The sequence below is a fragment of the Salinicola peritrichatus genome, assembly GCF_003206715.1.
In the GTDB taxonomy this organism is placed as follows: Bacteria; Pseudomonadota; Gammaproteobacteria; order Pseudomonadales; family Halomonadaceae; genus Salinicola; species Salinicola peritrichatus.
Genome location: NZ_PZJU01000081.1, coordinates 12,819 through 39,117 on the forward strand (window position 1 = coordinate 12,819; position 26,299 = coordinate 39,117).

Annotated in this window: 25 protein-coding genes; 5 read left to right on the forward strand and 20 right to left on the reverse strand. The window is 64.7% G+C overall.

Annotated features, from left to right (window positions below):
* The first annotated feature begins 149 nt into the window (after positions 1–149).
* Genes tsaC through aroE form a run of 3 tightly spaced genes read left to right on the forward strand, consistent with a single transcriptional unit; the run spans position 150 to position 2,482 of the window.
* Entirely contained in the window at positions 150–698 is a 549-nt protein-coding gene (gene tsaC / locus DOM57_RS20780; protein ID WP_110651327.1) for an L-threonylcarbamoyladenylate synthase type 1 TsaC, read from the forward strand.
* Between the two features lie 42 nt (positions 699–740).
* The gene (gene hemF, locus DOM57_RS20785; protein WP_110651329.1) at positions 741–1,673 is read left to right on the forward strand and encodes an oxygen-dependent coproporphyrinogen oxidase; all 933 of its coding nucleotides are present in this window, start codon (positions 741–743) and stop codon (positions 1,671–1,673) included.
* Complete coding sequence (aroE, locus tag DOM57_RS20790) at positions 1,670–2,482, forward strand: shikimate dehydrogenase (protein WP_110651331.1); 813 nt, start codon at positions 1,670–1,672, stop codon at positions 2,480–2,482. The genes hemF and aroE overlap by 4 nt, the downstream gene beginning before the upstream one ends.
* A gap of 335 nt (positions 2,483–2,817) precedes the next feature.
* Here aroE and DOM57_RS20795 read toward each other — a convergent pair whose 3' ends face one another.
* A complete protein-coding gene (locus DOM57_RS20795; protein ID WP_239496362.1) occupies positions 2,818–3,624 on the reverse strand; it encodes a M48 family metallopeptidase in 807 nt (268 codons plus the stop codon).
* A gap of 184 nt (positions 3,625–3,808) precedes the next feature.
* Here DOM57_RS20795 and DOM57_RS20800 point away from each other — a divergent pair, with 184 nt between their 5' ends.
* Positions 3,809–4,681: an ATP-binding protein gene (locus DOM57_RS20800; protein WP_110651335.1), complete on the forward strand. Its 873-nt coding sequence runs from the start codon at positions 3,809–3,811 to the stop codon at positions 4,679–4,681.
* Here DOM57_RS20800 and der read toward each other — a convergent pair.
* From der to DOM57_RS20865, 13 genes are all read right to left on the reverse strand, one after another.
* Positions 4,678–6,081 carry a ribosome biogenesis GTPase Der gene (gene der / locus DOM57_RS20805; RefSeq protein ID WP_110651337.1) on the reverse strand — a complete coding sequence of 468 codons (1,404 nt, stop codon included), beginning with the start codon at positions 6,079–6,081 and terminating at the stop codon, positions 4,678–4,680. The genes DOM57_RS20800 and der overlap by 4 nt on opposite strands.
* A gap of 205 nt (positions 6,082–6,286) precedes the next feature.
* Positions 6,287–7,447 carry an outer membrane protein assembly factor BamB gene (gene bamB, locus DOM57_RS20810; RefSeq protein WP_110651339.1) on the reverse strand — a complete coding sequence of 387 codons (1,161 nt, stop codon included), beginning with the start codon at positions 7,445–7,447 and terminating at the stop codon, positions 6,287–6,289.
* Positions 7,447–8,103, reverse strand: coding sequence for a YfgM family protein (locus tag DOM57_RS20815; protein ID WP_110651341.1), 657 nt, complete (start codon positions 8,101–8,103; stop codon positions 7,447–7,449). Before DOM57_RS20815 ends, bamB begins: the two co-directional genes overlap by 1 nt.
* 111 nt (positions 8,104–8,214) lie before the next feature.
* The gene (hisS, locus tag DOM57_RS20820; RefSeq protein ID WP_110651343.1) at positions 8,215–9,492 is read right to left on the reverse strand and encodes a histidine--tRNA ligase; all 1,278 of its coding nucleotides are present in this window, start codon (positions 9,490–9,492) and stop codon (positions 8,215–8,217) included.
* Between the two features lie 85 nt (positions 9,493–9,577).
* The gene (gene ispG / locus DOM57_RS20825) at positions 9,578–10,693 is read right to left on the reverse strand and encodes a flavodoxin-dependent (E)-4-hydroxy-3-methylbut-2-enyl-diphosphate synthase (protein ID WP_110651345.1); all 1,116 of its coding nucleotides are present in this window, start codon (positions 10,691–10,693) and stop codon (positions 9,578–9,580) included.
* A gap of 7 nt (positions 10,694–10,700) precedes the next feature.
* Positions 10,701–11,732, reverse strand: coding sequence for a RodZ domain-containing protein (locus DOM57_RS20830; protein WP_110651347.1), 1,032 nt, complete (start codon positions 11,730–11,732; stop codon positions 10,701–10,703).
* Between the two features lie 27 nt (positions 11,733–11,759).
* The gene (gene pilW, locus DOM57_RS20835) at positions 11,760–12,506 is read right to left on the reverse strand and encodes a type IV pilus biogenesis/stability protein PilW (RefSeq protein ID WP_110651349.1); all 747 of its coding nucleotides are present in this window, start codon (positions 12,504–12,506) and stop codon (positions 11,760–11,762) included.
* 177 nt (positions 12,507–12,683) lie between these two features.
* A complete protein-coding gene (gene rlmN / locus DOM57_RS20840; RefSeq protein ID WP_110651351.1) occupies positions 12,684–13,817 on the reverse strand; it encodes a dual-specificity RNA methyltransferase RlmN in 1,134 nt (377 codons plus the stop codon).
* Between the two features lie 82 nt (positions 13,818–13,899).
* Positions 13,900–14,328 carry a nucleoside-diphosphate kinase gene (gene ndk, locus DOM57_RS20845; RefSeq protein ID WP_110651353.1) on the reverse strand — a complete coding sequence of 143 codons (429 nt, stop codon included), beginning with the start codon at positions 14,326–14,328 and terminating at the stop codon, positions 13,900–13,902.
* 233 nt (positions 14,329–14,561) lie between these two features.
* Positions 14,562–14,888: a HesB/IscA family protein gene (locus DOM57_RS20850; protein ID WP_110651354.1), complete on the reverse strand. Its 327-nt coding sequence runs from the start codon at positions 14,886–14,888 to the stop codon at positions 14,562–14,564.
* 44 nt (positions 14,889–14,932) lie between these two features.
* Positions 14,933–16,108 (reverse strand): aminotransferase class V-fold PLP-dependent enzyme, encoded by a 1,176-nt coding sequence (locus DOM57_RS20855; protein ID WP_110651356.1) that lies wholly within the window; start codon positions 16,106–16,108, stop codon positions 14,933–14,935.
* An 83-nt stretch (positions 16,109–16,191) separates the two neighbouring features.
* A complete protein-coding gene (gene iscR / locus DOM57_RS20860) occupies positions 16,192–16,680 on the reverse strand; it encodes a Fe-S cluster assembly transcriptional regulator IscR (protein WP_110651358.1) in 489 nt (162 codons plus the stop codon).
* A 146-nt stretch (positions 16,681–16,826) separates the two neighbouring features.
* Positions 16,827–17,597: an RNA methyltransferase gene (locus DOM57_RS20865; protein ID WP_110651360.1), complete on the reverse strand. Its 771-nt coding sequence runs from the start codon at positions 17,595–17,597 to the stop codon at positions 16,827–16,829.
* 133 nt (positions 17,598–17,730) lie between these two features.
* On the opposite strand from DOM57_RS20865, the gene DOM57_RS20870 reads away from it, so the two are divergent.
* Positions 17,731–18,525 carry an inositol monophosphatase family protein gene (locus DOM57_RS20870; protein WP_110651362.1) on the forward strand — a complete coding sequence of 265 codons (795 nt, stop codon included), beginning with the start codon at positions 17,731–17,733 and terminating at the stop codon, positions 18,523–18,525.
* A gap of 279 nt (positions 18,526–18,804) precedes the next feature.
* On the opposite strand, the gene DOM57_RS20875 is transcribed toward DOM57_RS20870, so the two are convergent.
* The 6 genes from DOM57_RS20875 to DOM57_RS20900 all read right to left on the reverse strand — a co-directional run bounded on the left by DOM57_RS20875 (position 18,805) and on the right by DOM57_RS20900 (position 26,298).
* Positions 18,805–20,250: an aldehyde dehydrogenase family protein gene (locus tag DOM57_RS20875; protein ID WP_110651364.1), complete on the reverse strand. Its 1,446-nt coding sequence runs from the start codon at positions 20,248–20,250 to the stop codon at positions 18,805–18,807.
* A gap of 34 nt (positions 20,251–20,284) precedes the next feature.
* Positions 20,285–21,622, reverse strand: a complete 1,338-nt coding sequence (locus DOM57_RS20880) for a purine-cytosine permease family protein (RefSeq protein ID WP_110651366.1) — start codon at positions 21,620–21,622, stop codon at positions 20,285–20,287.
* 82 nt (positions 21,623–21,704) lie between these two features.
* Complete coding sequence (speB, locus tag DOM57_RS20885) at positions 21,705–22,676, reverse strand: agmatinase (RefSeq protein ID WP_110651368.1); 972 nt, start codon at positions 22,674–22,676, stop codon at positions 21,705–21,707.
* 73 nt (positions 22,677–22,749) lie between these two features.
* Positions 22,750–24,273, reverse strand: coding sequence for an amino acid ABC transporter permease/ATP-binding protein (locus DOM57_RS20890; RefSeq protein WP_110651370.1), 1,524 nt, complete (start codon positions 24,271–24,273; stop codon positions 22,750–22,752).
* Positions 24,274–24,394: 121 nt separating this feature from the next.
* A complete protein-coding gene (locus DOM57_RS20895; RefSeq protein ID WP_110651372.1) occupies positions 24,395–25,207 on the reverse strand; it encodes an ABC transporter substrate-binding protein in 813 nt (270 codons plus the stop codon).
* Positions 25,208–25,254: 47 nt separating this feature from the next.
* Positions 25,255–26,298, reverse strand: coding sequence for an isopenicillin N synthase family dioxygenase (locus DOM57_RS20900; protein WP_110651580.1), 1,044 nt, complete (start codon positions 26,296–26,298; stop codon positions 25,255–25,257).
* Position 26,299: the final 1 nt, after the last annotated feature.

Here is a 26,299-nt window from a genome sequence, read left to right on the forward strand (position 1 = left end):
GACGAGTCACTATGGCCGGCGACGCTCGGCTTCGCCAGTCCGGTGCGCGCCAGCGGGTGCGACGCTTGGGCACGGCTCGCGGTCCAGGCGGCGTGATAGAATTCGTCCATCGTGAGACGGCGGATTCTCCGCCAGGAAGGTTCTGGGTTATGCACAAATGGGCGAACGCCATGGCGGCACTCGAGCGCGGCGGAGTGATTGCTTACCCCACCGAGGGCGTATGGGGGCTGGGCTGCGATCCGGACGATGAACGGGCGCTGGCGGCGCTGATCGCGCTCAAGGGGCGCGCCAGCGACAAGGGCTTGATCCTGATCGCCGGGACGATCGAGCAGCTCGGCCCATGGCTCGAGGGCCTCGACGAGGCATCGATGGCGCGTCTCGATGCCAGTTGGCCGGGCCCCAATACCTGGCTGGTGCCCGACAACGGGCGCGCCAAACCGCTGCTGCGCGGCAGCCATCCGACGCTTGCCGTGCGCGTCAGCGACCATCCGCTGGTGCAGGAACTGTGCGGAAGCTGGGGCGGCCCGCTGGTCTCGACCTCGGCCAATCGCGCCGGCGAGGCGCCGGCGATGAGCGCCGACGCGGTTCGCGAAACCTTCGGCGATGCCATCGACGCCATCGTCGAGGGGCCGCTGGGCGGACGCGACCGGCCCAGCACCATTCGCGATCTGATGACCAACCGAATCCTGCGCGCCTGAATGCGCACTGCAGCCCCGTCCATCGTTAGAAGGAGTCCGACCGTGGCACATCCCCATCTCGAACGCGTCAAGGCTTATCTGCTCACGCTACAGGACACGCTGTGCGACGGACTCGCGGCGCTGGATGGCGAGCAGCGGTTCCGCGAAGACGTCTGGGACCGACCGGAAGGCGGCGGCGGTCGCTCGCGGGTGATCGAAGAGGGTGCGCTGTTCGAGAAGGGCGGGGTCAACTTCTCCCATGTCTACGGCGAGCAACTGCCGGCATCGGCCAGTGCCGCCCGTCCCGAACTCGCCGGGCGCAGCTTTCATGCCGTCGGCGTCTCCTGGGTGCTGCATCCACGCAATCCGCACGTGCCCACGGTGCATGGCAACGTGCGCTTCTTCCTCGCCGACAAGGCCGGCGAGGAACCGGTCTGGTGGTTTGGCGGCGGTTACGATCTGACGCCTTACTATCCCTATCTCGACGACGTCAAGCTCTGGCACGGCGTTGCCAGACGCGCCTGCGGGCCGTTCGGCGAAGACGTCTATCCGCGCTTCAAGGCGTGGTGCGACGACTATTTCTATCTCAAGCATCGTAACGAGGCCCGCGGTGTCGGCGGGCTGTTCTTCGACGACCTCAACGAGTGGCCGTTCGAGCGCTGCTTCGCGTTCCAGCAGGCCGTCGGCGACAGTTTTCTCGATGCCTATCGGCCGATCGCCGAGCGTCGCCGCGATCATGCCTACGGCGAGCGCGAGCGGGATTTCCAGGCCTACCGGCGCGGGCGCTACGTCGAGTTCAACCTGGTGTGGGATCGCGGTACTCTGTTCGGCCTGCAGAGCGGTGGACGCACCGAGTCGATTCTGATGTCGATGCCGCCACTGGCGCGCTGGCAATATCAGTGGGCGCCGCAAGCCGACAGCATTGAGGCGCGCTTGAATGCTTATCTCCAACCCCGCGACTGGTTGAACACAGCCCAGGAGCCACTGCCGACATGACCGACCGTTACGCCGTTTTCGGCAATCCCATCGGCCACTCGAAATCGCCGCGCATTCATGCCGCCTTCGCCGAGCAGACCGGCGAATCGCTGCGCTACGAAGCGATCGAGGCACCCAGGTCGGATTTCGCCGGCGCCTGGCGTGCCTTCGTCGCAGCGGGCGGCAAGGGTGCCAACGTCACCGTGCCGTTCAAGCAGGAGGCGTTCGCGCTGGCGGAGGTTCTCTCCCCACGGGCCAGACTGGCCGGGGCGGTCAACACGCTGATGGTCGGTCGTGATGGCAGGCTTTATGGCGACACCACCGATGGCGTGGGATTGGTGCGTGACCTGGAAGCCCACGCCGCGCCGCTGCGGAGTGCCCGTGTGCTGCTGCTCGGCGCTGGCGGTGCGTCGCGGGGCGTGATCGAGCCGCTGCTGGAAGCCGGTGCCGGCTCGCTGACGATCGCCAATCGCACCGTCGCCAAGGCCGAGGAGCTGGCCGTGCTGTTTGCCGGAAAGGGCGAGGTGTCCGGATGCGGCTTCGATGATGTGGCGGGGCCGTTCGATCTGGTGATCAACGCCACCAGCGCCAGCCTAACTGGCGATTTGCCGCCGTTGCCGGACGACCTGTTTGCCGCTGATGGCCTCGCCTACGACATGATGTACGCCGCCGAACCGACCGTTTTCCTGCGTTGGGCGGCCGAAAGGGGGGCACGTACCGTCGACGGGCTCGGCATGCTGATCGAGCAGGCCGCCGAGTCGTTCTGGCTCTGGCGTCAGGTGCGACCCGAGACGGCGCCGCTGCGGGAGATATTGCGGCGGGAGTTGTAACTTGGGGTTCGGCAAGGCAACGAATTCCAGCAGAATCAGCTTACTACTGACTGAGTCTCAACGACCCTCTTGCTCGTGATTGCGAGGGGCAAGCCCCTCGCGCTCCCCTTTTTGACGCCACAGACGGCGAAACCCTGAACGCCAATCGCCCGCGCTCGGGTCGGCGCGAAAGGGCATCCTGCCCAACGCGCCTCTTGCAACATCCCTGTTGCAAGACCCGGCACGGGCGATCGTCGTCCAGCGCCGTCTGGAAGGCGTCATTAGGGTGGCGGATTCAAGCCCATCGGTGCTACCTGCCAGCAACCTGTCCTGAAAATGCTGGCAAGCAGAGGCATTTAAGCCTTGCAGTTGGGCTGCTTGCCCTCGGCCCTGGCCTGCTCGTAGCGCGGCACGGCTTCGTCGAGGCGATCGCGCAAGCCTGCCATGCGCTGGCTGTTGCTGGGGTGGGTGGACATCCACGCCGGCGGCTCGCCCTGGCTGTTGGCGGCCATGTTTTCCCATAGGTCGAGGCTCGCGCGCGGATCGAAGCCGGCATCGGCCATCAGGTCCAGCCCGACCAGATCCGCTTCCGATTCCTGCTTGCGCGAGAAGGGCAGGATCACGCCGTACTGCGCACCGGCGCCGAGCAGGCCCATGACCTGTTCACCACCGGCCCCCTGCAGTCCGGCCACGGTCTGTAGCACCGAGAGACCGCTTTGCGTTGCGGCCTGTGTCGAGACGCGCTCGTTGGCGTGATGCGCCAGCACGTGCCCTACCTCGTGACCGATGACCGCGGCGAGCTGGTCCTGGTTGGTGGCGACGTCCAGCAAACCGGTATTGACGCCGATATAACCCCCCGGCAGGGCGAAGGCGTTGGCGGTGTCGTCCTTGAACAGCTTCACCTGCCACTCTCCGATACCCTCGCTGGCAGGCACCTCGGCAGTGATGGCCTTGGCCACGCACTGTACGTAGTTCGCCTGGGCGCCGCTGACGCTAGGCAACTCCTGCTGGTACTGTTCGAAGCTCTGCTGGCCCATTTGCGCCAACTCGTCATCGGAATAGAAAGCCAGCTGGTTGCGGCCCAACGGCGAAGTGCTGCAAGCACTGAGCAGCGCGGCCGCGCCGAGGATGCCGAGCACGCGGCGGGAGGGTCTTCCTGACATGGTGGTCTCCGGATCGTTGTGTCTCGTGGTCGGGGTTTTCCGCTGGGTATCAAGCGTGCCGTGCATGAGGCGAAGGTGCAATGCTGGACCCGCCGGTTCAAGGAGCCCAAGATACGCCATTCCGGCTATTCGCCATTCCTGTCATCGCCGAGTGCATCATGCGTCAACCCGAGGAGAATCGAAGATGGATGGAGATCTGGCTCAACGCCTGAATCGCCTGCTGGACCGTGTCGAAGCCTGGCTGCCCGACCAGCCGGCAGCCGTGGACTGGAATCGTGACATCGCAGCCCTGTGGCAGTCGCATCCGCTCGGCGGGCAACTGGTGCCGGTTTCGCCCCGCGACGCGGTACGGCTGGAGGATCTGATCGGCGTCGAACGCCAGAAGCGCGCGCTGCTCGAGAACACTCGCGCCTTTCTGCAAGGGCATCCCGCCAACCATGCGCTGCTGTGGGGGGCGCGCGGCAGTGGCAAATCGTCGATGGTCCGCGCGCTGCTCAATACCCTGGCCGATGAGGGCTTGCGCCTGATCCAGGTCGACCGCCACGACCTGGTAGCGCTGCCGGTGCTGGTTCAGCGCCTGCGCGATCAGTCCCAGCGTTTCGTCGTCTACTGCGACGACCTCTCCTTTGAGGGCAGCGACGATGCCTACAAGGCGCTCAAGAGCGTGCTCGACGGCACCTTGACCGGCCCGCCGGAAAACGTGCTGCTCTATGCGACTTCCAATCGCCGTCACCTGCTGCCGGAATCGATGTCCGACAACCAGGAAACGAGGCTGGTGGAAGGCGAGCTGCATCACGGCGACGCGGTGGAAGAGAAGATCTCGCTGTCGGACCGTTTCGGCCTGTGGCTGGCCTTTCATCCGTTCGATCAGCAGTCCTATCTCGAGACCTGTCGTCACTGGGTGGTGCATCTTGCCGGCGAATCGGCCTGGAGCGAGGCCGCGAGAGCCGAGGCAATTCGCTACGCCACGCTGCGGGGCGTGCGCAGCGGTCGTGCGGCATGGCAGTTTGCCTGCCATTGGGTGGGGTCTCGCGCGATCTCGAACCAAGATCGCTAGCGGCGGTTCTTGCGTGCCTCGCGGGTGCGATCGAGCTGGCGGGCGCGGGCCTTCTCGCGGTCGCTGGCGCCGGCGTTGCTGTCGTAGGGATTGTGGCCGGAGCGGAATTCGAAGCGGATCGGCGTGCCGCGTACCTTGAGCACCTTGCGGAAGGTGTTGGTGAGATAACGCTTGTAGGCTTCCGGCAGCGACGCGGTCTGGTTGCCATGCACGACGATGATCGGTGGGTTGCTGCCGCCCTGGTGGGCCATGCGCAGCTTGATCCGGCGGCCGTGGATCAGCGGTGGCTGGTGCTCGCTGACCGCGTCCTGCAGGATCGTGGTCAGGCGGTTGGTCGACCAGTGGCTGTTGGCGCTGTCGAAGGCCTTGTCGACCGACTTGTAGAGATCGCCGACGCCGGTGCCGTGCAGTGCCGAAATGAAGTGCAGATCGGCGTAATCGGCGAAGCCCAGGCGGCGCTTGATGTCGGCACGCATCTTCTCGCGCACTTCGCTTTCCAGGCCGTCCCACTTGTTGACCGCCAGCACCAGCGCGCGACCGCTGCTGAGCACGTAATCGAGCAGGTGCAGATCCTGCTCCACCAGGCCGCTGCGGGCGTCGAGCACCATGATCGCGACATGGCACTCCTTGATCGCTTCCAGGGTCTTGATGATCGAGAACTTCTCGGCGGTCAGGCTGACGTTCTTGCGCCGCCGGATGCCCGCGGTGTCGACCAGCACGTAGGGCTTGCCGCGGCGCTCGAAGGGAATCTCGATGGCGTCGCGGGTGGTGCCGGCTTCGTCGAACACCACCACCCGGTCCTCGCCCAGCATGCGGTTGACCAGCGTCGACTTGCCCACGTTGGGGCGGCCGATCACGCCGATGTGCACGCCTGGGTAGTCGCCGGCCGGCCCGGCATGCGGGTCGCGCTCGGGGAAGGGGGCCAGGACCTCGTCGATCAGCGCGGTGACGTTGCGCCCATGGGCGGCGGCGATCGGGCGCGGGTCGCCCAGGCCGAGAGCCCAGAAATCGGCCATCGCGGCGTGCTCGTCGAGTCCGTCGGTCTTGTTGACCACCAGATAGGTCTTCTTCTGATTGACCCGCAGATGATTGGCGATCGCCTCATCGGCGCTGGTCAGGCCGGCGCGACCATCGACCATGAACAGCACGATATCGGCCTCGTCGATGGCGGTCAGCGACTGCTCCGCCATGGCGGCGTCGATGCCGTGTTCGTCGCCGCTGATACCGCCGGTATCGATGACGGTATAGGCTTTATCGCCCAACTGGCCATTGCCGTACTTGCGGTCACGAGTCAGGCCGGGGAAATCGGCCACCAACGCATCGCGGGAGCGGGTCAGGCGGTTGAAAAGTGTCGACTTGCCGACGTTGGGTCGGCCAACCAGGGCGATAACGGGGGTCATGGCGATTCGCAGAAAAAGGCGGTGGCAAGGGAGACGATCGAAGAGTGCGGCGATAGGCCCGATGTGGCCGACGCCCGATGTGACCGGAGATAGTAGCGCGGCATTCTAGCATGCGAAAGCGGGGAAGTCCGAACATTCCCGTAAACGCCATCAGCCCCGCCGGAGCGGGGCCGATGAGAAGCGTGTCGCTGTCGAAGACTGGCGATCAGTCGGCGACATCCTTCAGGTCGTAGGCAACCAGGGTGCCGTCGTTGGTCAGCGCATAGAGCCGCTGGTTGCCGGTCAGCAGCGGCAGCGTCAGGCCGCTGTCATCGACATGGACGCGGCCACTCATCTCGCCGGTGGAGGCGTCGAGCAGATGCACATAGCCCTCGTAGTCGCCCACGGCGATGTTGCCGTCGACGAACGAGGGCGCGGTCAGCCAGCGACCTTCCAGGGTATCGGAATCCCACATCACGCGGCCGGTATCGGCTTCGATGGCGAGAACATGGCTGGCATCGTTGACCGTGAACAGATAGTTGCCCACCACCAGCGGCGTCAGATAGCTCGACTCCTCACGCTCCCACAGGATCTTGCCGGAAGTCGCCTCCAGCGCCAGCAGGCGACCGTTGTAACTGGTCACGAACAGGCGGCCGTCCTGGGTCAGTACCGGCTGGCCGTCGAGGTCCACCAACTGGTCGACCTCGGTGCGCCCCTTGGGCACGGCGACACGCATGTCCCACAGGGTCTGACCGCTGCGGTTGTCCAGCGTGACCAGGCGGCCATTGGCGAATCCGGCGAACGAGACCGGTTCGATCACCCTCGGCGCGCCGGTGCCGCGTAGCGTCAGCGCCGGCTGCGCGCTGGTGTAAACCCACTGTTCGTTGCCGTCGAGCCGGTCGAGGGCGGTCACGGCGCCATCGACGCTCTGTACCACGACCAGCTGGCTGTTGACCTGCGGCGGCGCCAGTACTTCGCTGGAGACCCGCGAGCGCCAGTCGATGCTGCCGTCCTCGCGATCCACCGCCAGCACTTCGCCGTTGCGGGTGCCGATATAGAGACGGCTGGTATCCGCACCGATGCCGCTGGAGATCGGCGTACCCAGTTCGACTTCCCATTCGGTGTCGCCGCTGTCGGTGTCGATCGCGCGCAGATCGCCGGTCTGGTCGACGGCGTAAATGGTGCCGTCGTCGACGATCGGCGTCAGCGGATACTGCGCACGTCCCAGGCCTTCGCCGATGCTCTGGTCCCAGCGCTCGTCGAGCTCGACCTTCGGTGTGAAGTCCTTGAGCTCCTTGGGGGGATACTGCGGCTCGACGCTACCGGCGCAGCCGGCCAGCAGCGTCGTGGTCAACCCGAGGGGCAGGAGTAGGCGGATCAATTTCATCAGGTGGCGTCCTCCACACCGAGATCGTCAAGCTTGAGCTGAAGGCCGTAGATCGTCTGGTCCGCGTCCTGCGCCAGAGTCTGGGCCTGCTGGTAGGCTTCGCGCGCATCGTCGGGGCGTTCAAGGGCGGCGAAAGCGTCACCGCGAACGTCCTGTCGCTGCGCCTCGAGCGCACTGGGTATCGTCTGGTCGAGCGTCTTCAACGCCGCGTCGGGATCGCCGTCGGCGATCTGCAGCCGAGCCAGATCGAGGCGGGCGAGACCTTGTATATAGGGGCGGTCGCTATTCTCGACGATCTCGTTCAGGGCTTGCCGGGCACGCTCGTTGTCGCTGCTGTCGACGGCCAGCCTGGCTTCGATGAGCCCGGCCAGATCGCCGTACAGTGAGCCGCCGTGATCGCTCTGCAACTTGTCGGCGAAGGTGAACGCCTGCTGACGGGCGTTGTCGTCGATGTTGTCACTGCCGGCGATGGCGATCAGTTGCTGATAGGTCACCGAGGCTTCGGCGGCCTGAGTATTCTGATAGCGTTGCCACGCCTGCCAGCCAAACACGCCGGCCACGGCAATGGCCACGCCGACCAGCAGGGCGGTGCCGTTGGATTTCCACCACTGCTTGATCGCATCCAACTGCTCTTCTTCGGTTCTCAGCTCCGCCACGGGCGGTCTCCTTGCACTATTGCTTACGACTGGCGCCGGCTTCGGGGCGCTGTAAAAAGCCGCTACGAGCTACGCGGTTAGCGCCGGCTTCGGGGCGCTGTAATCGGGTCGCTATAAAAGCCGTGCGAGCCAGGCGATGGCGTCGTCCAGCGCTAGCGTCTGCTGGTCGCCATCGTCACGCAGCGGTTTCAGCGTCAGGCGGCCATTGGCGATTTCGTCCTCGCCGAGAATCAGCGCGACCTTGGCGCCACTGCGATCGGCGCGCCGAATCTGACTCTTGAAGCTGCCGCCGCCGCAGTGTACCTGAAGACGCAGCGCGGGCAGAGCGTCGCGCAGGCGCTCGCCGAGCAGCAGGGCTTCACGCTCGGCCGCTTCGCCCATGGCCAGCAGGTAGGCATCGGCGCCGCCCTTGGCTTCCTCGGGAATCAGCTCGAGGGTTTCCAGCAGCAGCATGAGGCGTTCGAGGCCGATGGCGAAACCGACGCCGGGCGTCGGCTTGCCGCCAAGCTGTTCGACCAGGCCGTCGTAGCGACCGCCACCGCAGACCGTGCCCTGGCTGCCGAGTGCGGTGGTGGTCCACTCGAACACGGTACGCGAGTAGTAGTCGAGACCGCGCACCAGCCGCGGGTTGATGCGATAGCCGATGCCGGCGGCGTCCAGCGTGGCCTTGAGCTGCTCGAAGTGATCGCGGGACGCCTCGTCGAGATGATCCAGCAACTGCGGAGCGCCGGCCAGCATGTCGGCCATCTCCGGGTTCTTGGAGTCGAGAATGCGCAGCGGATTGCTGATCAGGCGGCGCCGGGAATCCTCGTCGAGCACCTCGCGATGGGTCTCGAAATAGGCTACCAGCGCTTGCCGGTAAGCCGCGCGGGCCTCCGGCGAACCCAGCGAGTTGAGCTCGAGCGTGACGTGCTCGGCCATGCCGAGTTGGCGCCACAGGCGGGCGGAGAGGAGGATGATCTCGGCGTCGATGTCCGGCCCGGTCATGCCGTAGGCTTCGATCCCGATCTGATGGAACTGACGATAACGCCCCTTCTGCGGGCGCTCGTAGCGGAACATCGGCCCCATGTACCACAGTCGCTGCGTCTGGTTGTGCAGCAGGCCATGCTGCATGGCTGCGCGTACCACCGCGGCGGTGTTCTCGGGGCGCAGTGTCAGGCTCTCGCCGTTACGGTCGTCGAAGGTGTACATCTCCTTCTCGACCACGTCGGTAGCCTCGCCGATAGAGCGTGCGAACAGCGCGGTCTGTTCGACGATCGGGGTACGGATCTCGCGGTAATCGTAGCGATCCATCAGCGAGCGCAACTGGCGCTCGACGTATTGCCACACCGGCGATTGATCCGGCAGCAGATCGTTCATGCCGCGAATGGCTTGTATCTTGTTGCTCAACTGACACTCCTGCCTATAGCGAAGCGCCACGGGCGGGCGGCCCGGGCGTTCGTCGGTTACTCTGGATGCGGGTGCCGAGGCGTCATCAAGCCTCGCGGGCGATGACGGCGTCGTCGCGATTCTCTTTCTCGCGCGCCTTTTCGCGGATCAACGCCTCGAGATCGTCGATCAGATGATCGTTGCGCAGCTTGCTGGCCGGTTTGCCGTCGATGTAGACCAGGTTGGCCGGACTGCCACCGGTGAGACCGATGTCGGTTTCCTTGGCTTCACCGGGGCCGTTGACCACGCAGCCGATCACCGAAACGTCGAGCGGCGTCATGATGTCGTCGAGGCGCTCCTCGAGCGCGTTCATGGTGCCGATGACGTCGAAATTCTGGCGCGAACAGCTGGGGCAGGCGATGAAATTGATGCCTTTCGAGCGCAGCCGCAGGCTCTTGAGCATGTCATAGCCGACCTTGACCTCTTCGACCGGATCGGCGGCGAGCGAGACACGGATGGTGTCGCCGATGCCGTCCATCAGCAGCATGCCCAGCCCGATCGACGACTTGACCGTACCCGAGCGCAGGCCGCCGGCCTCGGTGATGCCGAGGTGCAGCGGTTGCTCGATCTGCTTGGCCAGCAGGCGATAGGCGGCGACGGCCATGAAGACGTCGCTGGCCTTGACGCTGACCTTGAAATCGGGAAAGTCGAGGCGGTCGAGGTGATCGATGTGGCGCATGGCCGATTCGACCAGCGCTTCCGGCGTCGGTTCGCCGTACTTCTTCTGCAGATCCTTCTCGAGCGAGCCGGCGTTGACGCCGATGCGGATCGGAATGCCGTGATGGCGCGCGGCATCGACCACGGCGCGCACGCGATCCTCGCGGCCGATGTTGCCGGGGTTGATGCGCAGACAATCGACGCCGAGTTCGGCGACGCGCAACGCGATCTTGTAGTCGAAGTGAATGTCGGCGACCAGCGGGACGCTGACCTGACGCTTGATCTTGCCGAAGGCTTCGGCGGCATCCATGTCGGGCACCGAGACGCGCACGATGTCGGCGCCGGCCAGCTGCAGACGCTGGATCTGCGCGACGGTGGCAGCGACATCGTTGGTGTCGGTATTGGTCATGCTCTGCACGGCGATGGGCGCACCGCCGCCGACAGGCACGTTACCGACATGGATCTGTCGAGAGGGACGGCGGGTGATCGGAGATGGCGTATGCATGGCGCTCTCAGTCTCCCAATGTGAAGCGGGCAACGTTGTTGCCGCCCGTGTATTGACTCAGGTCGATCGGCTCGCCGCGGTAGTCCAGCGTCACGCCGCTGGCGTTGCCGATGGTCAGGCGGAAGGGCGGCTCGCCTTCCGCGGTTGCCTGACTGCCGGCGGGCTGCAGGCCGCTGAAGATCCGATCGTCGTTGGCATCATAGATTTCGGTCCATGACTCTTCGCTGAAGGTCAGCGACAAGGTCGTGTCATCGCTCGCGGCAGCCGAATCGGAGGTTGCCGAATCGGTGTTCGGCGGCGTCTCGGAAGATGGCTCGACAGTATTCGCCAGGGTGGCGACTTGTTGGGCCTGTCGCTCGTCGGCATCGGGCGTCGAGGTTTCCGCCGAGGCCGAGACGCCGTCGCTGTTGGCAGCGTCGGAGGCGGTGTCGTCGGCCGGCAAGGAGGCTTCGTTGTCGACCTGCGGCGTATTCTGTCGGGTCGGCACCGGAGGTAGGACGGTGTCGGCATTGGGTTCCAGGCCGTTGTCGTCGCTGCCGGTGGTGTCGTCGTCGTTGAACGAGTCGACGGCGACGGGGGCATCGTCGCCACCACCGAAGACATCGTTGCCTTCACGGCTTTGCCACCACAACAGGGTCAGCGCGACCAGACCGATGATCACCAGCAGGGTAAAGAGCCGGAATAGCCACGCACCCACCCGGGAGGGGGGCTTGGCGGTGTTGACCGGCACCAGTTTGCGTTCGATGTCCGCCCGGCCATGGGTGGCATCATAGGCGTTGACGACGGCCGTCTCGTCCATCCCCATCAGGCGCGCATAGGCGCGCACGTAGCCGCGCCGATAGGCGGCGATCGGCACCTGGTCGAAGCGGTCCTCCTCGAGTCCGGCGACGACCGTCGGGCGCAGATTGAGCTGCAGCGCGACGTCTTCGAGACTCAGGCCCTGACGCTCGCGTTCGCGACGTAACATGACGCCTGCCGGTTCGTTTGGCGTCCGTGGTGCTTCTTGATGCTTCGGCTGCTGCTGGTCCATTTCGCTCATGAGCGAAAATCCTTCTGAATTCTAGGGTCAGTTCACCTTGGGAGCGCCAAGCTGTTGACGGTAAAAGGCGGCACGCGTCGAGTCTCCCTGAGCCGCGGCGATCTCGCTCGCCAGGCGCAGGCTCTCGGGATTCGTGCCAGCCACGGTGAAATAGCGCTGTAGACGCTCCCAGGCGCGTTGGTCGTTACCCTGCGTATGATCGATTCGTGCCAGGGCCAGCAGGCTGCGCGCATTGCGCGGATCGATATCGAGTGCCCGCTGATAGTGCGCTCGAGCCGCACTCGTGTCGCCCGTGGCCGTTTTACACTGGCCCAGATTCGCGAACAGCTGGGCTCTATTGGTATAGGTGATGTCCCGGCTGGCGAGTTCCAACTGCTCGCAGGCCTGCGCGTAGCGCTCGCGCTGATAGAGCAGGGCGGCATAATTGTTGCGAATCCGGGTCGCTGCGGGATCCGCTTGCAGTGCTCGTTGGAAGAAAGTCTCGGCCAGATCGAGTTCGTTCTGACGCTGATACAGCAGCGCCAATCCCTCGAGCGCGTCGCTGTCCTTGGCATCGAGCTCGAGGGCATGTTCCAGCGCCTGCTGGGCGCGTGGCAGGTTGTTCTCGGCGAGATAGGCCTTGCCGAGACGCGTATACGCTGCCGCCGCGTCTTCGGGATCGCTTCGGGACGGCCCGTTGGAGGCCACGGGCGTGGCACAGCCGCTCAGCAGACACGCCATGCCCATAGCGATACACAGCGCACGTATCGGGTAGGGACGGGGTTGGCGGGTCATGTACGGCTCTCCCAGGGCTTGGGCTGTCGATGTTTGGCCGATCGAACCCCGAACGGCTGAAAATGAAGCGGTTTTGGGGCTCCCATCAAAGCGCCGCGCCGGGTTGAAGTCAAGGCAACCGCCGCGAGACATGGCGGCTCAACATCAGCCTCGGTAAGTGTCCTGCCATCCTCTGGTTCAATCGGCATCGAGCTGGATAGATTGAATGTAGCGTTCATGCCGCCGGGTCCGGTCCTTGACGCGCCCGACCAGCTGGCCGCAGGCCGCATCGATGTCGTCGCCACGGGTCGTGCGCACGGGAGCGGTGTAACCCAGTTCATAGAGCCAGCGCTGGAAACGCATGACCTGATTGCGCGACGGCTTTTCGTAACCCGAATGCGGGAACGGATTGAACGGAATCAGGTTGACCTTGCAGGGCAGCTCATCGAGCAGTGTCGCCAGTTGCCGGGCATGTTCCTGCTGATCGTTGACGTCCTTGATCAGGGTGTACTCGATGGTGATGTGGCGGGTGTCGCCGCACTTCTCGAGATAGCGCTGGCAGGCATCGAGCAGCTTGCGGATGTTGTACTTGCGGTTGAGCGGGACCAGCTCGTTGCGCAGCTCGTCGTTGGCGGCGTGCAGCGAGATCGCCAGGCTGACGTCGAGTTCGTCGCCGAGCTTGTCGATCATCGGCACCACGCCGGAGGTCGACAGCGTGACGCGTCGCTTGGACAGGCCGTAGGCGTTGTCGTCGAGCATCAGCTTCATCGACGGCACTACGTTGTCGTAGTTGAGCAGGGGCTCGCCCATGCCCATCATCACCACGTTGGTGATCGCCTTGCGTCCATCGGCGGCGCTCATGCGGCCACCGGCGCGCTGCTGGGCGACCCAGACCTGGCCGATGATCTCGGCACTGGTCAGATTGCGCTGGAAGCCCTGCTTGCCGGTGGAGCAGAAGCTGCAATCGAGCGAACAGCCCACCTGCGACGACACGCACAGCGTGCGCCGGGTACCGTTGTCGGCGGGAATCAATACCGTCTCGACGTAGCTGCCATCCTCCACTTCCAGTACCCATTTGCGCGTGCCGTCGCTGGAGGTGCCTTCATAGACCACGCCCGGCCCGCGGATCTCGGCGTGTTCGGCCAGACGCGCGCGCAGCGGCTTGGAGAGGTTGGTCATCGACTCGAAATCGTCACAACCTTCCTGATGAATCCACTTCATGACCTGGGCGGCGCGAAACTTCTTCTCGCCCAAGGAGACGAAAAACGCCTCCATCTGCTCGCGAGAGAGCCCCAGGAGATTGGTGCGGGGAGTGGCGGTGGCAACGCTCATGGCAACGGAGTCGGCTCGAGGATGGGTATCTGTGAGTGGAAGGAAGGCCCCGACCGGCCGGATTGGCCGGTCGGATGACGCATCAGCCGCGCGGGCAGATTTCGTCGTCGCTGAAGAAATAGCTGACCTCGCGCGCGGCGGATTCGGGCGCGTCGGAGCCGTGCACGGCGTTGGCGTCGATGGACGACGCGAAGTCGGCGCGGATGGTGCCCGGCGCGGCTTCCTGCGGGTTGGTCGCGCCCATCAGTTCGCGGTTCTTGGCGATGGCGCTTTCACCTTCGAGGACCTGAACCATCACCGGACCGGAGGTCATGAAAGCGACCAGGTCGTTGAAGAAGCCGCGCTCTTTGTGCTCGGCATAGAAGCCTTCGGCCTGCTCCTTGGAGAGGTGCAGCATCTTGGCCGCGACGATGCGCAGACCGGCTTTCTCGAAGCGGCTGTAGATATCGCCGATCACGTTTTTGGCAACGGCATCGGGTTTGATGATGGAAAGCGTGCGCTCGGTGGCCATGACTTCGGTCTCCTGGCTGATAATGGTGAAACGACTGCGATTGGCAGTCGGAATTCGAACGGGTGATGCGAGACGACGCGCCACGAAGGAGTGGCGCGTCGTCCGGAGTCATCGCTGGCCGGTGCCGAGTAGGATCGGCCCCGGCCGAAAAATCGCGCCATTGTAGCGCAAGCCCGCAGCCGACGCATCTCGCGCGGCGAAGCCGTGGGGCTGCGTTCAGACGCTGAAGCTTATCAGACGCTAAAGCTCTCGCCGCAGCCGCATTCGTCGGTCACGTTGGGGTTATTGAAGCGGAAGAAGCGATTGAGCCCTTCGCTGACGTAGTCGACCTCGGTGCCGTCGAGGATCGCCAGGGCATCCTTGTCGACCAGCACCTTCACGCCGCGCTCCTCGAAAGCGACATCGTCCTCGCGCGCCTCGTCGGCGATGTCGAGCACGTAACTGTAGCCGGAACAGCCGCTGGGCTTGACCGCGACGCGTAGCCCCAGGCCGCTGCCGCGCTCCTCGAGCACGTGACGGATCTGATTGGCGGCGGCTTCACTGATGGTGATGTTTTGCATGGCATTTCTCCCTGCCGTGGATGAAGGGCAATGGAGCCTTCATCTCAACGATGATTCATGGTGGCCTCGGCCGGTTGGCGCAATCCGCTCAGCGCGCGGCGGATTTCCTCGACCGCGCCGTCTATCTCTTCAATGGTGGTGAAACGGCCGAAACTAAAGCGGATCGACGCCAGCGCCTGCGAATGGGGTACGCCGATTCCCTTGAGCACGTAGGAAGGCTCGACGCTGGCGGAGTTGCAGGCGGAACCGGTGGAAACCGCCAGTCCGCGCAGTGCTATCAGCAGCGATTCACCATCCACGCCATCGAAGGCCAGATTGACGATATTGGGCACGGCCTGCTCGAGCGGCGAATGGATGTGGATACCGTCGCAAGCCGACAGGCCATCCAGAAAACGCTGCCGCAAAGCATGGGCGTGCTCGCCGTCGGCCTCGCGCTGATCGAGGGCCAGCGCGAACGCTTCGCCCATGCCGACGATCTGATGCGTCGCTAGCGTCCCCGAGCGCATGCCGCGCTCGTGGCCACCGCCGTGGATCAGCGCTTCGATACGCAGATCGGGATCGCGGCGCACGTAGAGCACGCCGATGCCCTTGGGACCATAGACCTTGTGTCCTGAAACCGACATCAGATCGATACCCATGGCCTCGACATCGAGCGCCAGCCGGCCGGCAGCCTGCACCGCATCGGTATGAAAACGAGCGCCGAATTCATGCGCGACGGCGGAGAGCGCGGTGAGATCGTTGACGCTGCCGAGCTCGTTGTTGACCGCCATCAGCGATACCAGCACGGTGTCCTCGCGCATCGCCTCGCGCAGTTGCTCGGGCGTGACGCGCCCGTCGGGTCCCGGTGTCAGCCAGGTCACCTCGAAACCCTCGGCTTCCAGGGCGATGGCGGTATCCACGATCGCCTTGTGCTCGATGATCGAGGTCACCAGGTGGCGCCCGCGGGCACGATTGGCACGCATGAAGCCGGTCAGGGCAAGATTGTCCGCCTCGGTGGCGCCCGAGGTCCAGACGATCTCGCGCGGATCGGCGCCGATCAGGTCGGCGACCTGACGCCGGGCGTTTTCGACCGCCTGCTCGGCCAGCCAGCCGGGCATGTGGCTGCGCGAGGCCGGATTGGCGTAGACGCCATCGAGTGTCAGATGACGCACCATCTGCTCGACCACTCGAGGATCGGCGGGCGTCGTGGCGGCGTAATCGAGATAGATTGGAGCGCTCATGGCACGTAAAGGTCTCTGAAAGTCGATCGAAATAGGAGGCGCTGCGCCACTCTATGACGTGGCTCATCCTATAGCGTAGCTGCTCAGTGCGACGATACCGTGATGGTGGCGGGATCATCCTCGAGCGTGGGGAGTTCGGCTTTGCGCTGACGCTGGGCGATGGTGCGAACCTCTTCCCGCCGCACCAGTTCCTGCAGGCTGATATCGCTCAGGAAACGCTGGATTTCGTCGGAAAGATCGCACCACAGATGATGCGTGATGCACTTGCTGCCCTGCTGACAGTCCGCCTGGCCGTGACAACGAGTCGCATCCACCGATTCGTTGACCGCGTCGATGACCCCGGCGACCGAGATCGCCGCCGGCTCACGTCCCAGCCGGTAGCCACCGCCGGGACCGCGCACGCTGGTCACCAGCTTGGCCCGGCGCAGGCGTGCGAACAACTGCTCGAGATAAGAGAGCGAAATGTCCTGGCGCTTGGAGATATCCGCCAGACAAACCGGCCCCTGATCGGCATTGAGCGCCAGATCGAGCATGGCAGTGACAGCATAGCGGCCCTTGGTGGTCAGACGCATCGGCGGAGTTCGGCGGTCGCGAGGTTGCCGGCATTATGGAAAAACCGAGTATCGTGGTCAACCATTCCGCCGCGGCGACAGCAGCGTGGGAGAGACGCTATCTCTCTGCCTATGTCATTCATGTGTCTATGCCATGACGTGGCGGTTCAGGATCTGTCCCCGAGTCGTTTGTCGATGGTGCCCAGGATGCCGCGCAGGATATTCATCTCCATGGTGTCGAGATGGGCACGCATGAACAGCCGGCGCAGGCGCGCCATCAACTGGCGCGGGTTGTCCGGGTCGTGGAACTCGAGGGTGGTCAGCGTGCTTTCCAGATGGGCGAAGAAGCGTTCCATGTCGGCGTGGGTCGCGGGGGGATTGTCCCAGGTCACGCCAAACGGCCGGGAATCGTCATTTTCCGCCGTGGAGGGGCTCTCTGCGGCCTCGAGGAAGGCCTGGCGACACTCATAGGCCAGTACCTGGACCGCGGCGGCGAGATTGAGCGAACTGAACTCGGGGTTGGTCGGGATATGCACGTGGCGATGGCAGCGCTGCAGCTCGGCATTGGTCAGGCCGGTGTCCTCGCGTCCGAACACCAGCGCCACGCGGGACTGTTCGGCCGCCAGCAGTTGCGGCAGGCTTTGAGCCAGCGGGCGCGGGGCGATCAGCGGCCAGGGCAGATGGCGCGAGCGGGCACTGGCGCCGACCACCAGCGTGCAGTCACCGACAGCGTCCTCCAGCGTTTCGAAGATAGCGGCACGATCGACGATGGTGTCGGCGCCGGAGGCGCGGGCGTAGGCCTCGCTGTCGTGCGGTTCGCAGCGCGGCGACACCAGCGCGAGGTCGTCCAGGCCCATGTTGCGCATGGCGCGGGCGGCACCGCCGATGTTGCCGGGATGGCTGGTGCCGATGAATACGATACGGATACGGTCGAGCATGAGCGTCTGCTGGTCTGCTGAAAGCGTCTGGCGAAAGCGGGAAAACGCGTAGTCTAGCATGGCTGGCCAGACAGGCTTCTGCTAGACTGCGCGGCGTTCTTTAACAGCTTTCGACTTCCCTAGGGCCCGATCCATGCACCCGATGGTTCAATTCGCGCTGCGCGCCGCTCGCAGCGCCGCAGAGCAGTTCGTTCGTATCCGTGACCGTCTCGAGGTCAGTCACGACGAGCAGGCCACCGCCAGCCTGCTCCAGGACACCGCGCGCAACGCGGAAACGCTGATCGTGCATCAGCTCTCGCGCGGTTATCCGCAACACGGCGTCTCCGGTCGTTTCACGCCTTACCGCGAAGGCAAGGGCGACGAACACGATACCGTATGGCACATCGAGCCCTTCCACGGCGAGTCCAACCTCGGCGTGGGGAGTCGTCAGTTCGCCCTCTCGATGGTCTGTCTGGTCAAGGGGCGTCCCGAACATGCGGTGATCGTCTCGCCGTTCAGCGACGACGAATTCCTCGTCAGCCGTGGCCGTGGCGCCCAGGGCAACGGCAAGCGCATGCGCGTCTCCAAGGCGACCGGTGTCAACGGCGCGCGTATCGCGCTCGCCTGGCCCGGCGAGGAGTACCGTGCACGCTGGCTGCCGCAATACCTCCGCGTGGTCGAGCGCCTCGGCCCGCAGATCGATACCCTGGTCGGCAGCGGCTGTACGCTGCTGGATCTGGTCGAGTTCGCCGCCGGACGTACCGATGCCGCCTTCGTGCTCGGCCTCGAGGAGCAGGATCGCCTGGTCGGCTCGCTGCTGCTCAAGGAGGCCGGCGCGCTCTCCGGTGCCATCGACGGTTCGCCCAGCATCGAAGCGGGCGGCACGCTGATGGCCGCCGGTCCGCGTCTGTACAAGGTGCTGGCGCAGCAGCTCAAGGCCGGCGTCTGAGAGCCTGCTCACAATCTGCTGCGCGTCGGCCAAACGTTGTTGAGCCGGAGCGCAGCGGAGACAACAGCCGAAGGCTGGCCCGTAGGGTGAGCAACGCGAATAAAACGACTGAGGAATACTCATTTACCCCGATGTAAACTCCGTGTCCTAAGCCGTTTTCGCCTAGTTTGACTCTAGCTCGCGAGATCGTGAGCGGGCTCTGAACGACGTCTCCGCGCTGAACTTCAAACGCCCTGTCGGCTCGCTGCCGGCAGGGCGTTTTGCGTTGGTCGACGATGCTCAGGCCGGTCCAATCAAGTGCTTCATTTCCAGGTAAGCGGAGAGTCCCCAGGGGCCGAGTTCGCGTCCGATGCTGCTGCGCCCGAAACCGCCCCAACTGGCCTCCGGCATCACCACCTGTTCGCTGTTGAACCACACGCTGCCGGCCCGTAGCGCCCGGCCGACACGGCGGGCGCGTTCGGTGTCGCCCGAGATCACGGTGGCAGCGAGCCCGAAGTCGGAGTCGTTGGCCAGTTCGATGGCTTCCTCCTCGCTGACCACGCTGCGTGCGCAGAGGACAGGCCCGAAGATCTCCTCGCGCCACAGCCGGCTATCGTGGGGCACGTCGCGGTAGAGCGTGGGGGCGACGAACTCGCCCTGCGCGGGCAACTTGCGATGCCGGGCATCGCGAACGGCGGTCAAGCCTTCCTCGGTGGCGATGGCGAGATAACGTTCCACGTTTTCGCGCTGGCGGACGCTGGTCATCGGCCCCATGTCGGTGTCATCGGCTAGGGGGTCGCCCAGGCGCAAGGCGTCGATCCGTTGACCGAGAGCCGCATAGAGAGGCTCGGCCAACGAATGATGGACGATCAGTCGCGAGGTCGCCGAGCAAATCTGCCCGCTATTGAAGTAGATGCCCGCCATCACCCAGTCGGCGGCCTGGTCGATCTCGGCGTCGTCCAGCACCAGGATCGGCGACTTTCCGCCGAGCTCCAGCGAAACGCCACGACTCCCCTCGGCAGCGGCCTGCATGACACGCTCGCCCACGGCGTTGCTGCCGGTGAACGATAGCTTGTTGATACCAGCATGGGCGCACAGCGGGGCGCCAATGCCTTCGCCATCACCGAGCACCAGATTGAACACCCCCGGTGGCAATCCGATCTCCAGCGCGATCTCGGTCAGCGCCAGCTCCGGCAGTGGCACCACTTCCGAAGGCTTGAACACCACGGTACAACCGGCGGCCAACGCCGGAGCAATCTTCCAGGCGCTGGTCACCAGCGGGAAATTCCAGGGCGTGATCAGCCCGACCACGCCTGCCGGGTCTTCGTAGATACGCGCCGCGACACCGTCCACGTCGTGTTCCACCAGGCGCCCTTGGCGGGCTTCGAGCGCTCGCGCTTGTCCGGCATAGTAACGGTAGCAGGCGATGGCGTCGTCCAGGTCGATGGCGGCTTCGGCCAGTGTCTTGCCGTTGTTGATGGATGACAGATGCATCAGCGTCTCGCGTCGCTCGGACAGTGCGCTGGCGAAGGCCTCGAGATAGCTGGCGCGCGCCTCGCCGCCGAGGGCCTGCCAGGCGGGCAGTGCACGACGGGCGGCCGTGACGGCGGCCTCGACATCGGCGGGGGCGCCGGCGGTAACCTCCGCGATCTGCCATTGGCGGTAAGGGTCCAGGACCGGCAGGCAGCGTGATCCATGGCTCGCGACCCACCGGTTGTCGATAAACTGCTGGATCAAACGTTGCAAGGGAACTCCTCAAGCGGTCGGTGACAGAAACGGATCATGCCCGGTTCCCGGTAGCGGTGCGACGGGTTGCATGGCTGGCCCGTGCCACCACCCAGTAGAGTGCGCCGGTGAGTACGAACACAGGCAGCGAAGCGCCGATCGACAGCGGCGCGACCCAGTTCCAGTAGTAGGCCAGCACGGCGCCGATAGCATAGGCCGCTACCGCCTGCCAATTGATCCCGGGGAGTGCTGACTGCTCGCCGAGTAGCGACTCGGAAGTGTAGCGAGCATGGCGGTCGCCGAGCAGGTAGTAGTCGACGATCATCAGCGCGAAGGCCGGGATGAAGACGCTACCGATGATCAGCAGGAAGGTCTGGAAACTATCGAGAATGCCGGGAATCAGCGATCCGAATACGGTGATCACGCCGATCACCAGTGCCGGTTTCCAGAAGGTTGAACGGCGTCGTGCGCTCATGTAGGAGAGCGTGGCGCTATAGACGCACATGACATTGGTGGTAAGCACCGAGAAGAAGATCACCAGGGCGGCGGGCAGGCCGAAGCCGAACTGGCTGAGCAACTGGGTTGGGTCGTAGGTGGCAGTCATGCCGTGGGCAACCGATAGCCCGGCCACCGCGGCACCCAGCCCCATGGCAATCATGGTGGCGGCAACATAACCACTCCAAGTACCGATCATGGCCACTCGATTGCTCTTGCAATGGCGGTTGTAGTCGGCGGCCAGCGGGATCCAGGAGAAGGCGGTGGCGATGACGATATCGAAGGCGCCACCCGGGGTCATGTCGCCTTGTGGCGCTACCTCGAGCAGGCTGGGGAGGTCGTAGTAGCGCCCAAGGGCATAGAGCACTACCACCGCCAGAGCCAGCATCAGAATCGCCGCCCACTTCTCGGCGCGTTCGATGCCTAGATGGCCGCGCAACGCGATCGCCACCACGAGGGTTTCGCAGATCACCGTGAACAACGCCACATTGGAGTAGCTGGTGAGATAGTTCACTGCGTAGTCGAGACTCATGCCGGCCAGACGTGCCTGGATCCAGCTCCAGGCGATCAGCGCCAGTAGATTGACCCAGGCCGGAACACCGGCGCCCATGCGACCGAAGGCGGCGCGCGCCAGCACCATGGTGGTCATGCCGGTGCGGGAGCCCATCACGCCGATCAGTACCAGTGGCACGATGCCGATGGCTGAGCCTAGAAATACCAGCCACATCGCCGTGACGAAGGAGAGTGCCGGTACCAGCAGCATGCCGGTCAGCACGGTGGTGACGACGACGTTGGCGCCCAGCCACAGGGCGAAGGTACCGGACAGGCCCAGGCTGCGCTCGACATTATCGTCGAGAGCATCCTGGCCGAAAGCCGTTGAGGTATCGAGGTGAGCCATGGTTGTTCCTCTTGTTCGATGGCGACGATTGTCGATAGCGGGGGTTCGGTTGGCGGTGCGCATATCGACGCACCGCCGTCGCTCAGGCGTGGCGCTTCACCCCTGGTAGTATGCAAAGCATCTCGAACAGCAGGTTGGCGGCGACCACCGCGGTCTGGCCGTGGGCGTCATAGGGCGGCGAGACTTCGACCAGGTCGCAGCCGACGATGTCGAGCCCGTGGGCGCCGCGAATGATCTCCAGCGCCTGGGGAATGGTCAGCCCGCCGATCTCCACCGTGCCGGTGCCCGGGGCATAGGCCGGGTCGAGGCTGTCGATGTCGTAGCTCAGATAGACCGGGCCACCGCCGACCTTTTCTCGAATCTCGGCCATCAAGGGCGTCAGGCTCTTGTGCCAGCACTCCTCGGCGGGCACCACGCGAAAGCCCTGTGCGCGACCCCAGTCGAACTCCTCGGCGGAGTAGCCGGTGCCGCGCAGGCCGATCTGGGCCACGCGGTTGCCGTCGAGCAGGCCTTCTTCCACCGCGCGACGGAACGGCGTTCCATGCGCGATGGCTTCTCCGAACATGTGCTCGTTGATGTCGGCGTGGGCATCGACATGGATCAGCCCCACCGGCCCATGCTTCTTGGCCATGGCGCGCAGGATCGGCAGCGCGATGGTGTGATCGCCGCCCAGGGTCAGCGGGATCACATCATGGGTCAGCAGTTCGTCGTAATAGCGCTCGATGATGTCGACACTCTTCTTGAGATCGAAGGTGTTGATCGGCACGTCGCCGATGTCGGCTATCTGCAGGCTTTCGAAGGGCGCGGCGCGGGTGGCCATGTTGTAGGGTCGCAGCATGCGCGACTCGTCGCGGATCTGGCGCGGCCCGAAGCGGGTACCGGGGCGGTTGGAGGTGCCGATATCCATCGGGATGCCGACGAAGCAGGCGTCCAGCCCGGCGGCGCTCTGCTGCGTGGGCAGGCGCATCATGGTGGCGGGGCCGCCGAAACGTGGCATCTCATTGCCGCCGAGGGGCTGGTTGAGCGGCGGGTTGAGAGCGTGTGGCGTATCCATATCAGATGCTCCTTCTTTTGCTGGGTAGCGGCATCCGGGATGCCGTTTCTTGCGATGTCGGCCATGTAAGCGCTCAGCCCTGGGGCGGCTCCGGCGACAGGCCGATAAAGCGTTTCAGGCGTTCGTCGCCACCGGCGCGAATGGTTGCCGGCGAGGCGTCGGCCTGGATATGGCCGTGTTCCATGAACACCACCCGGTCGGCGATCGACATCGCGAACTCCATCTCGTGGGTCACGATCAGCATCGTCATGCCCTCGTCAGCGAGATCCCGGATCACCTTGAGCACGTCGCCGACCAGTTCTGGATCGAGCGCCGAGGTCGGCTCGTCGAACAGCATGATCTCGGGGCGCATCGCCAATGCCCGGGCGATCGCCACACGCTGCTGCTGGCCGCCGGAGAGCTGGTGCGGATATTTGTTGGCATGGGCCAGCAGGCCGACCTTGTCGAGCAGTGCCAGCGCTGCCGGGCGCTCTGCCGCGCCGTCGCCGAGAGCGTGGTAACGCGGCCCCATCAGCACGTTGTCGACGATGGTGCGATGAGGGAACAGATTGAAGCTCTGGAACACCATGCCGATGCGGTGGATGCCGGCGTGGAAGGCGGCGGACTGGCGCTCGCCGGCGCGCAGGAAGCTCTCGCCGAACAGCACGATCTCGCCCTGGTTCAGCGTCTCCAGGCCGTTGACAGTACGGATCAGCGAGGTCTTGCCACTGCCGGAGGGGCCGATGATGACGATGACCTCGCCACTGGCCACCTTGAGATCGATTCCCTTCAAAACCTCATGGTCGCCGTAGCGCTTGTGGATATCACGCAGTTGCAGTGCCGGCGGCTGGCCGGGAACCTGGACTGCGCGGGCCGGGGTCGGAGGTGGCGGCAACCGGCGGCGGATATCGGCGACCTCGTCGTCAGTCAGTGTCGCCGCGCGACGGCGTTGCAGATCGAGCCGGCGTTCCAGCCACTGCAGCAGCCAGCCGAACAGGGTGACGATCATCACGTAGTAGATCGCCACCGCGGCGAGGGTCTCCAGCACCAGGAAGTTGGAGGCGTAGAGACGCTGCCCAACCAGCAGGATCTCGGTCAGCGAGATCACCGACACCAGCGAGGTCAGCTTGACGATGGTGATGTACTCATTGGTCAGCGTCGGCAGGGCGATGCGGAATGCCTGTGGCAGCACCACCAGGCGCTGGGTACCGATCAGGCGAATACCGAGCGCCCGGGCGGCTTCGCGCTGGCCTTGGGGCACCGACAGCAGCCCGCCACGATGGATCTCCGCCATGTAGGCAGCTTCGGTCAGGATCAGCGAGATCAGGCCGGCATAGAAGGATTGCGACAACAGCCAGCGCAGCGATGGCACCAGCTGCGGTAGGTTGTAGAAGAAGATCAGCAGCACCAGCAACGGCACGCTGCGGAAGAACCAGACATAGATCGATACCGGCCAGCGCAGCCAGGCGTGGGAGGACTGCTTGGCCAGGGCCAGCAGAAAACCGATGGCCATGCCGATGAGCCAGGAGAGCAGGCTCAACTGGATGACCGTCAGGCAGGCGCGCCAGAACGCGCCCACCGAGAACAGCGAGAAGAAATAGGGCCAGTCGAATGGCATCAGCGACCTCGGGCAGCGTCGGAATGTCCGGGAGCCGGCTACCGCCTGCTGCATTCAGGCGGTGCCGGAAGCGCCGGCGTTGGGCGCATGAACAGCGTCAGGGTTGGGCGAACACGCCGGATCAGGCGGCCTCGAGGCTGTACTCGTCCAGCAGCGCTTGATACTCGTCGGTCTGCTTGAATTCGTTCACCGCCGCCTCGAGCGCCTGGAACAGCGCCTCGTTACCCTTCTTGACGTAGATGCCCAGGGTTTCCGGATAGAGCGCGTGCTCGGAGCTGATGACGATGCGTCCACGCGACTTGTCGGCGATCGACTGCGAGGCGCTGACGATCTCCATGTGCGCCTGGATGTTGCCGGAGAGCAGCGCCTGCGAGGTTTCGGACGTGGTCGGGAATTCGCGCAGGGTGATCGCGCCCTTGCCATTGGCCTCGCAGTAGCTGGTGGAGAGGTCGTTGAGCTTGGCCACCCAGGAAGTGCCCTGCTGCAGGCCGACGGTCAGGCCGCAGAGATCCTCTGGCTCCTTGGGCATCACTTTGCTGTCGGCGGTGACCATGATCGCGGCTCCGGTCTGGGCATAGGGGATGGCGTCGGCCTGCTTGAGGCGGTCGGGCAGAATGTACATGCCGGAGATGATGGTATCGAAACGGCCGCTGTTGAGCCCCAGGATGAGATTGGGGAAGCGAGTATCGAAGTAGTCGACCTCGAGTCCCATGCGCTCGGCCAGCGCGCTGGCGACATCCGGGTCGAAGCCGACGACCTTGTCGCCGTCATAGGATTCGAAGGGCGGATAGGCGATCTCCATGCCCACCGTCAGCACGCCTTCGTTGAGCGTTGGCGGCGTCTCGACCGCCTGGCTAGGCTGGACGGCCATCAGACCGAACAGACCGGTGGCGGTCAGGGTGGAAGCAGCGATCTTGCGGACGTTGAAGGTCATGTCGGTCGTTCCTGTTGGGTTTGTTCTGGGTTGTCGTGGGCAACGTTTCAGTCTTGCTCTTGTGCATGCTTCAGATGGCCGAAGCTGGATGGCTTGCGGGCGCCATCCGGCAATGCCAGTTCGCCGGCCTCGACCTTGCGCTGAAGATAGCGATAGGTCTGCAGGGCCTGACCCCACATGTGATCGCCGACGGCGATCGCCTCGTAGTGGGGCTCGCTGCTGGCGAACTGAGGCAGCGGCTTGACCTGGGTGTGGTAATCGCAGGCATAGAACAGCGGGAAGGAGTAGCGCTCCTCCTGAACGCTGCGCACACGGTGAGCAGTGGCGACGAAGGCGCCGTCGGTCATCACCTCCAGCATGTCACCGATGTTGACGACGAAGCCTCCTGCGACCGGCGATGCATCGATCCACTCGCCGAGGTCGTTCATCACCTCGAGTCCCGGCTTGCGCGAGTAGAGAATGGTGAAGCATTCGTAGTCGGTATGGGCGCCGATGCCGGGTGCGTCCCGGGCCTCGTCGTCGAACGGGTAGTGGATCAGGCGCAGTTTGGAGGGCGGCGCGGTGACCAGCGCGTCGAAATAGGTCTCCGGCAGCCCCAAGGCCAGGGCGAAACCGTGAAACAGCCGGCGGCCGAGGGCGAAGACGGCGTCGTAATAGGCTTTGACCGCTGCCCGAAAACCGGGCAGATCGGGCCACTCGTTGGGGCCGATCAGCGGCGTCCCGGCGACATAGAGCGGGTGATCCTCGGCGACCTCGAAGCCAACGTCGAAGGCTTCCTTGTGGTCGGTCTTCTTGGAATAGACTTCCTCGCCTTCCGGGACGAAGCCCTTGTGGCTGCGGGAGTCGCCGATGTACTGGCGCATCTTGGCTGCCAGCGGCTGGGCGAAATAGGCCCGTGCGGCCTCATGTAGCCCTTCGATCAGCGCCGGGTCGATACCATGGCCGACGATGTGCAGGAAGCCGACCTCGCGGGCGGCGCGGCCCAGCGCCTCGGCGACCGCTTGGCGGTCTTCCAGACGGTCGCTGAAGAGCCCGCCGATGTCGATCACGGGGATCTCGGTGAAGCGCTTGATGTTGTCGTTGTCAGGCATG

Excerpts from the sequence above, each read along its gene's own strand:
- tsaC (WP_110651327.1), top strand. The coding sequence starts at position 150 with ATGCACAAATGGGCGAACGCCATGGCGGCACTCGAGCGCGGCGGAGTG.
- aroE (WP_110651331.1), top strand. The coding sequence starts at position 1,670 with ATGACCGACCGTTACGCCGTTTTCGGCAATCCCATCGGCCACTCGAAA.
- DOM57_RS20795 (WP_239496362.1), bottom strand. The coding sequence starts at position 3,624 with ATGTCAGGAAGACCCTCCCGCCGCGTGCTCGGCATCCTCGGCGCGGCC.
- DOM57_RS20800 (WP_110651335.1), top strand. The coding sequence starts at position 3,809 with ATGGATGGAGATCTGGCTCAACGCCTGAATCGCCTGCTGGACCGTGTC.
- der (WP_110651337.1), bottom strand. The coding sequence starts at position 6,081 with ATGACCCCCGTTATCGCCCTGGTTGGCCGACCCAACGTCGGCAAGTCG.
- bamB (WP_110651339.1), bottom strand. The coding sequence starts at position 7,447 with ATGAAATTGATCCGCCTACTCCTGCCCCTCGGGTTGACCACGACGCTG.
- ispG (WP_110651345.1), bottom strand. The coding sequence starts at position 10,693 with ATGCATACGCCATCTCCGATCACCCGCCGTCCCTCTCGACAGATCCAT.
- DOM57_RS20830 (WP_110651347.1), bottom strand. The coding sequence starts at position 11,732 with ATGAGCGAAATGGACCAGCAGCAGCCGAAGCATCAAGAAGCACCACGG.
- pilW (WP_110651349.1), bottom strand. The coding sequence starts at position 12,506 with ATGACCCGCCAACCCCGTCCCTACCCGATACGTGCGCTGTGTATCGCT.
- rlmN (WP_110651351.1), bottom strand. The coding sequence starts at position 13,817 with ATGAGCGTTGCCACCGCCACTCCCCGCACCAATCTCCTGGGGCTCTCT.
- ndk (WP_110651353.1), bottom strand. The coding sequence starts at position 14,328 with ATGGCCACCGAGCGCACGCTTTCCATCATCAAACCCGATGCCGTTGCC.
- DOM57_RS20850 (WP_110651354.1), bottom strand. The coding sequence starts at position 14,888 with ATGCAAAACATCACCATCAGTGAAGCCGCCGCCAATCAGATCCGTCAC.
- DOM57_RS20855 (WP_110651356.1), bottom strand. The coding sequence starts at position 16,108 with ATGAGCGCTCCAATCTATCTCGATTACGCCGCCACGACGCCCGCCGAT.
- iscR (WP_110651358.1), bottom strand. The coding sequence starts at position 16,680 with ATGCGTCTGACCACCAAGGGCCGCTATGCTGTCACTGCCATGCTCGAT.
- DOM57_RS20865 (WP_110651360.1), bottom strand. The coding sequence starts at position 17,597 with ATGCTCGACCGTATCCGTATCGTATTCATCGGCACCAGCCATCCCGGC.
- DOM57_RS20870 (WP_110651362.1), top strand. The coding sequence starts at position 17,731 with ATGCACCCGATGGTTCAATTCGCGCTGCGCGCCGCTCGCAGCGCCGCA.
- DOM57_RS20880 (WP_110651366.1), bottom strand. The coding sequence starts at position 21,622 with ATGGCTCACCTCGATACCTCAACGGCTTTCGGCCAGGATGCTCTCGAC.
- speB (WP_110651368.1), bottom strand. The coding sequence starts at position 22,676 with ATGGATACGCCACACGCTCTCAACCCGCCGCTCAACCAGCCCCTCGGC.
- DOM57_RS20890 (WP_110651370.1), bottom strand. The coding sequence starts at position 24,273 with ATGCCATTCGACTGGCCCTATTTCTTCTCGCTGTTCTCGGTGGGCGCG.
- DOM57_RS20895 (WP_110651372.1), bottom strand. The coding sequence starts at position 25,207 with ATGACCTTCAACGTCCGCAAGATCGCTGCTTCCACCCTGACCGCCACC.
- DOM57_RS20900 (WP_110651580.1), bottom strand. The coding sequence starts at position 26,298 with ATGCCTGACAACGACAACATCAAGCGCTTCACCGAGATCCCCGTGATC.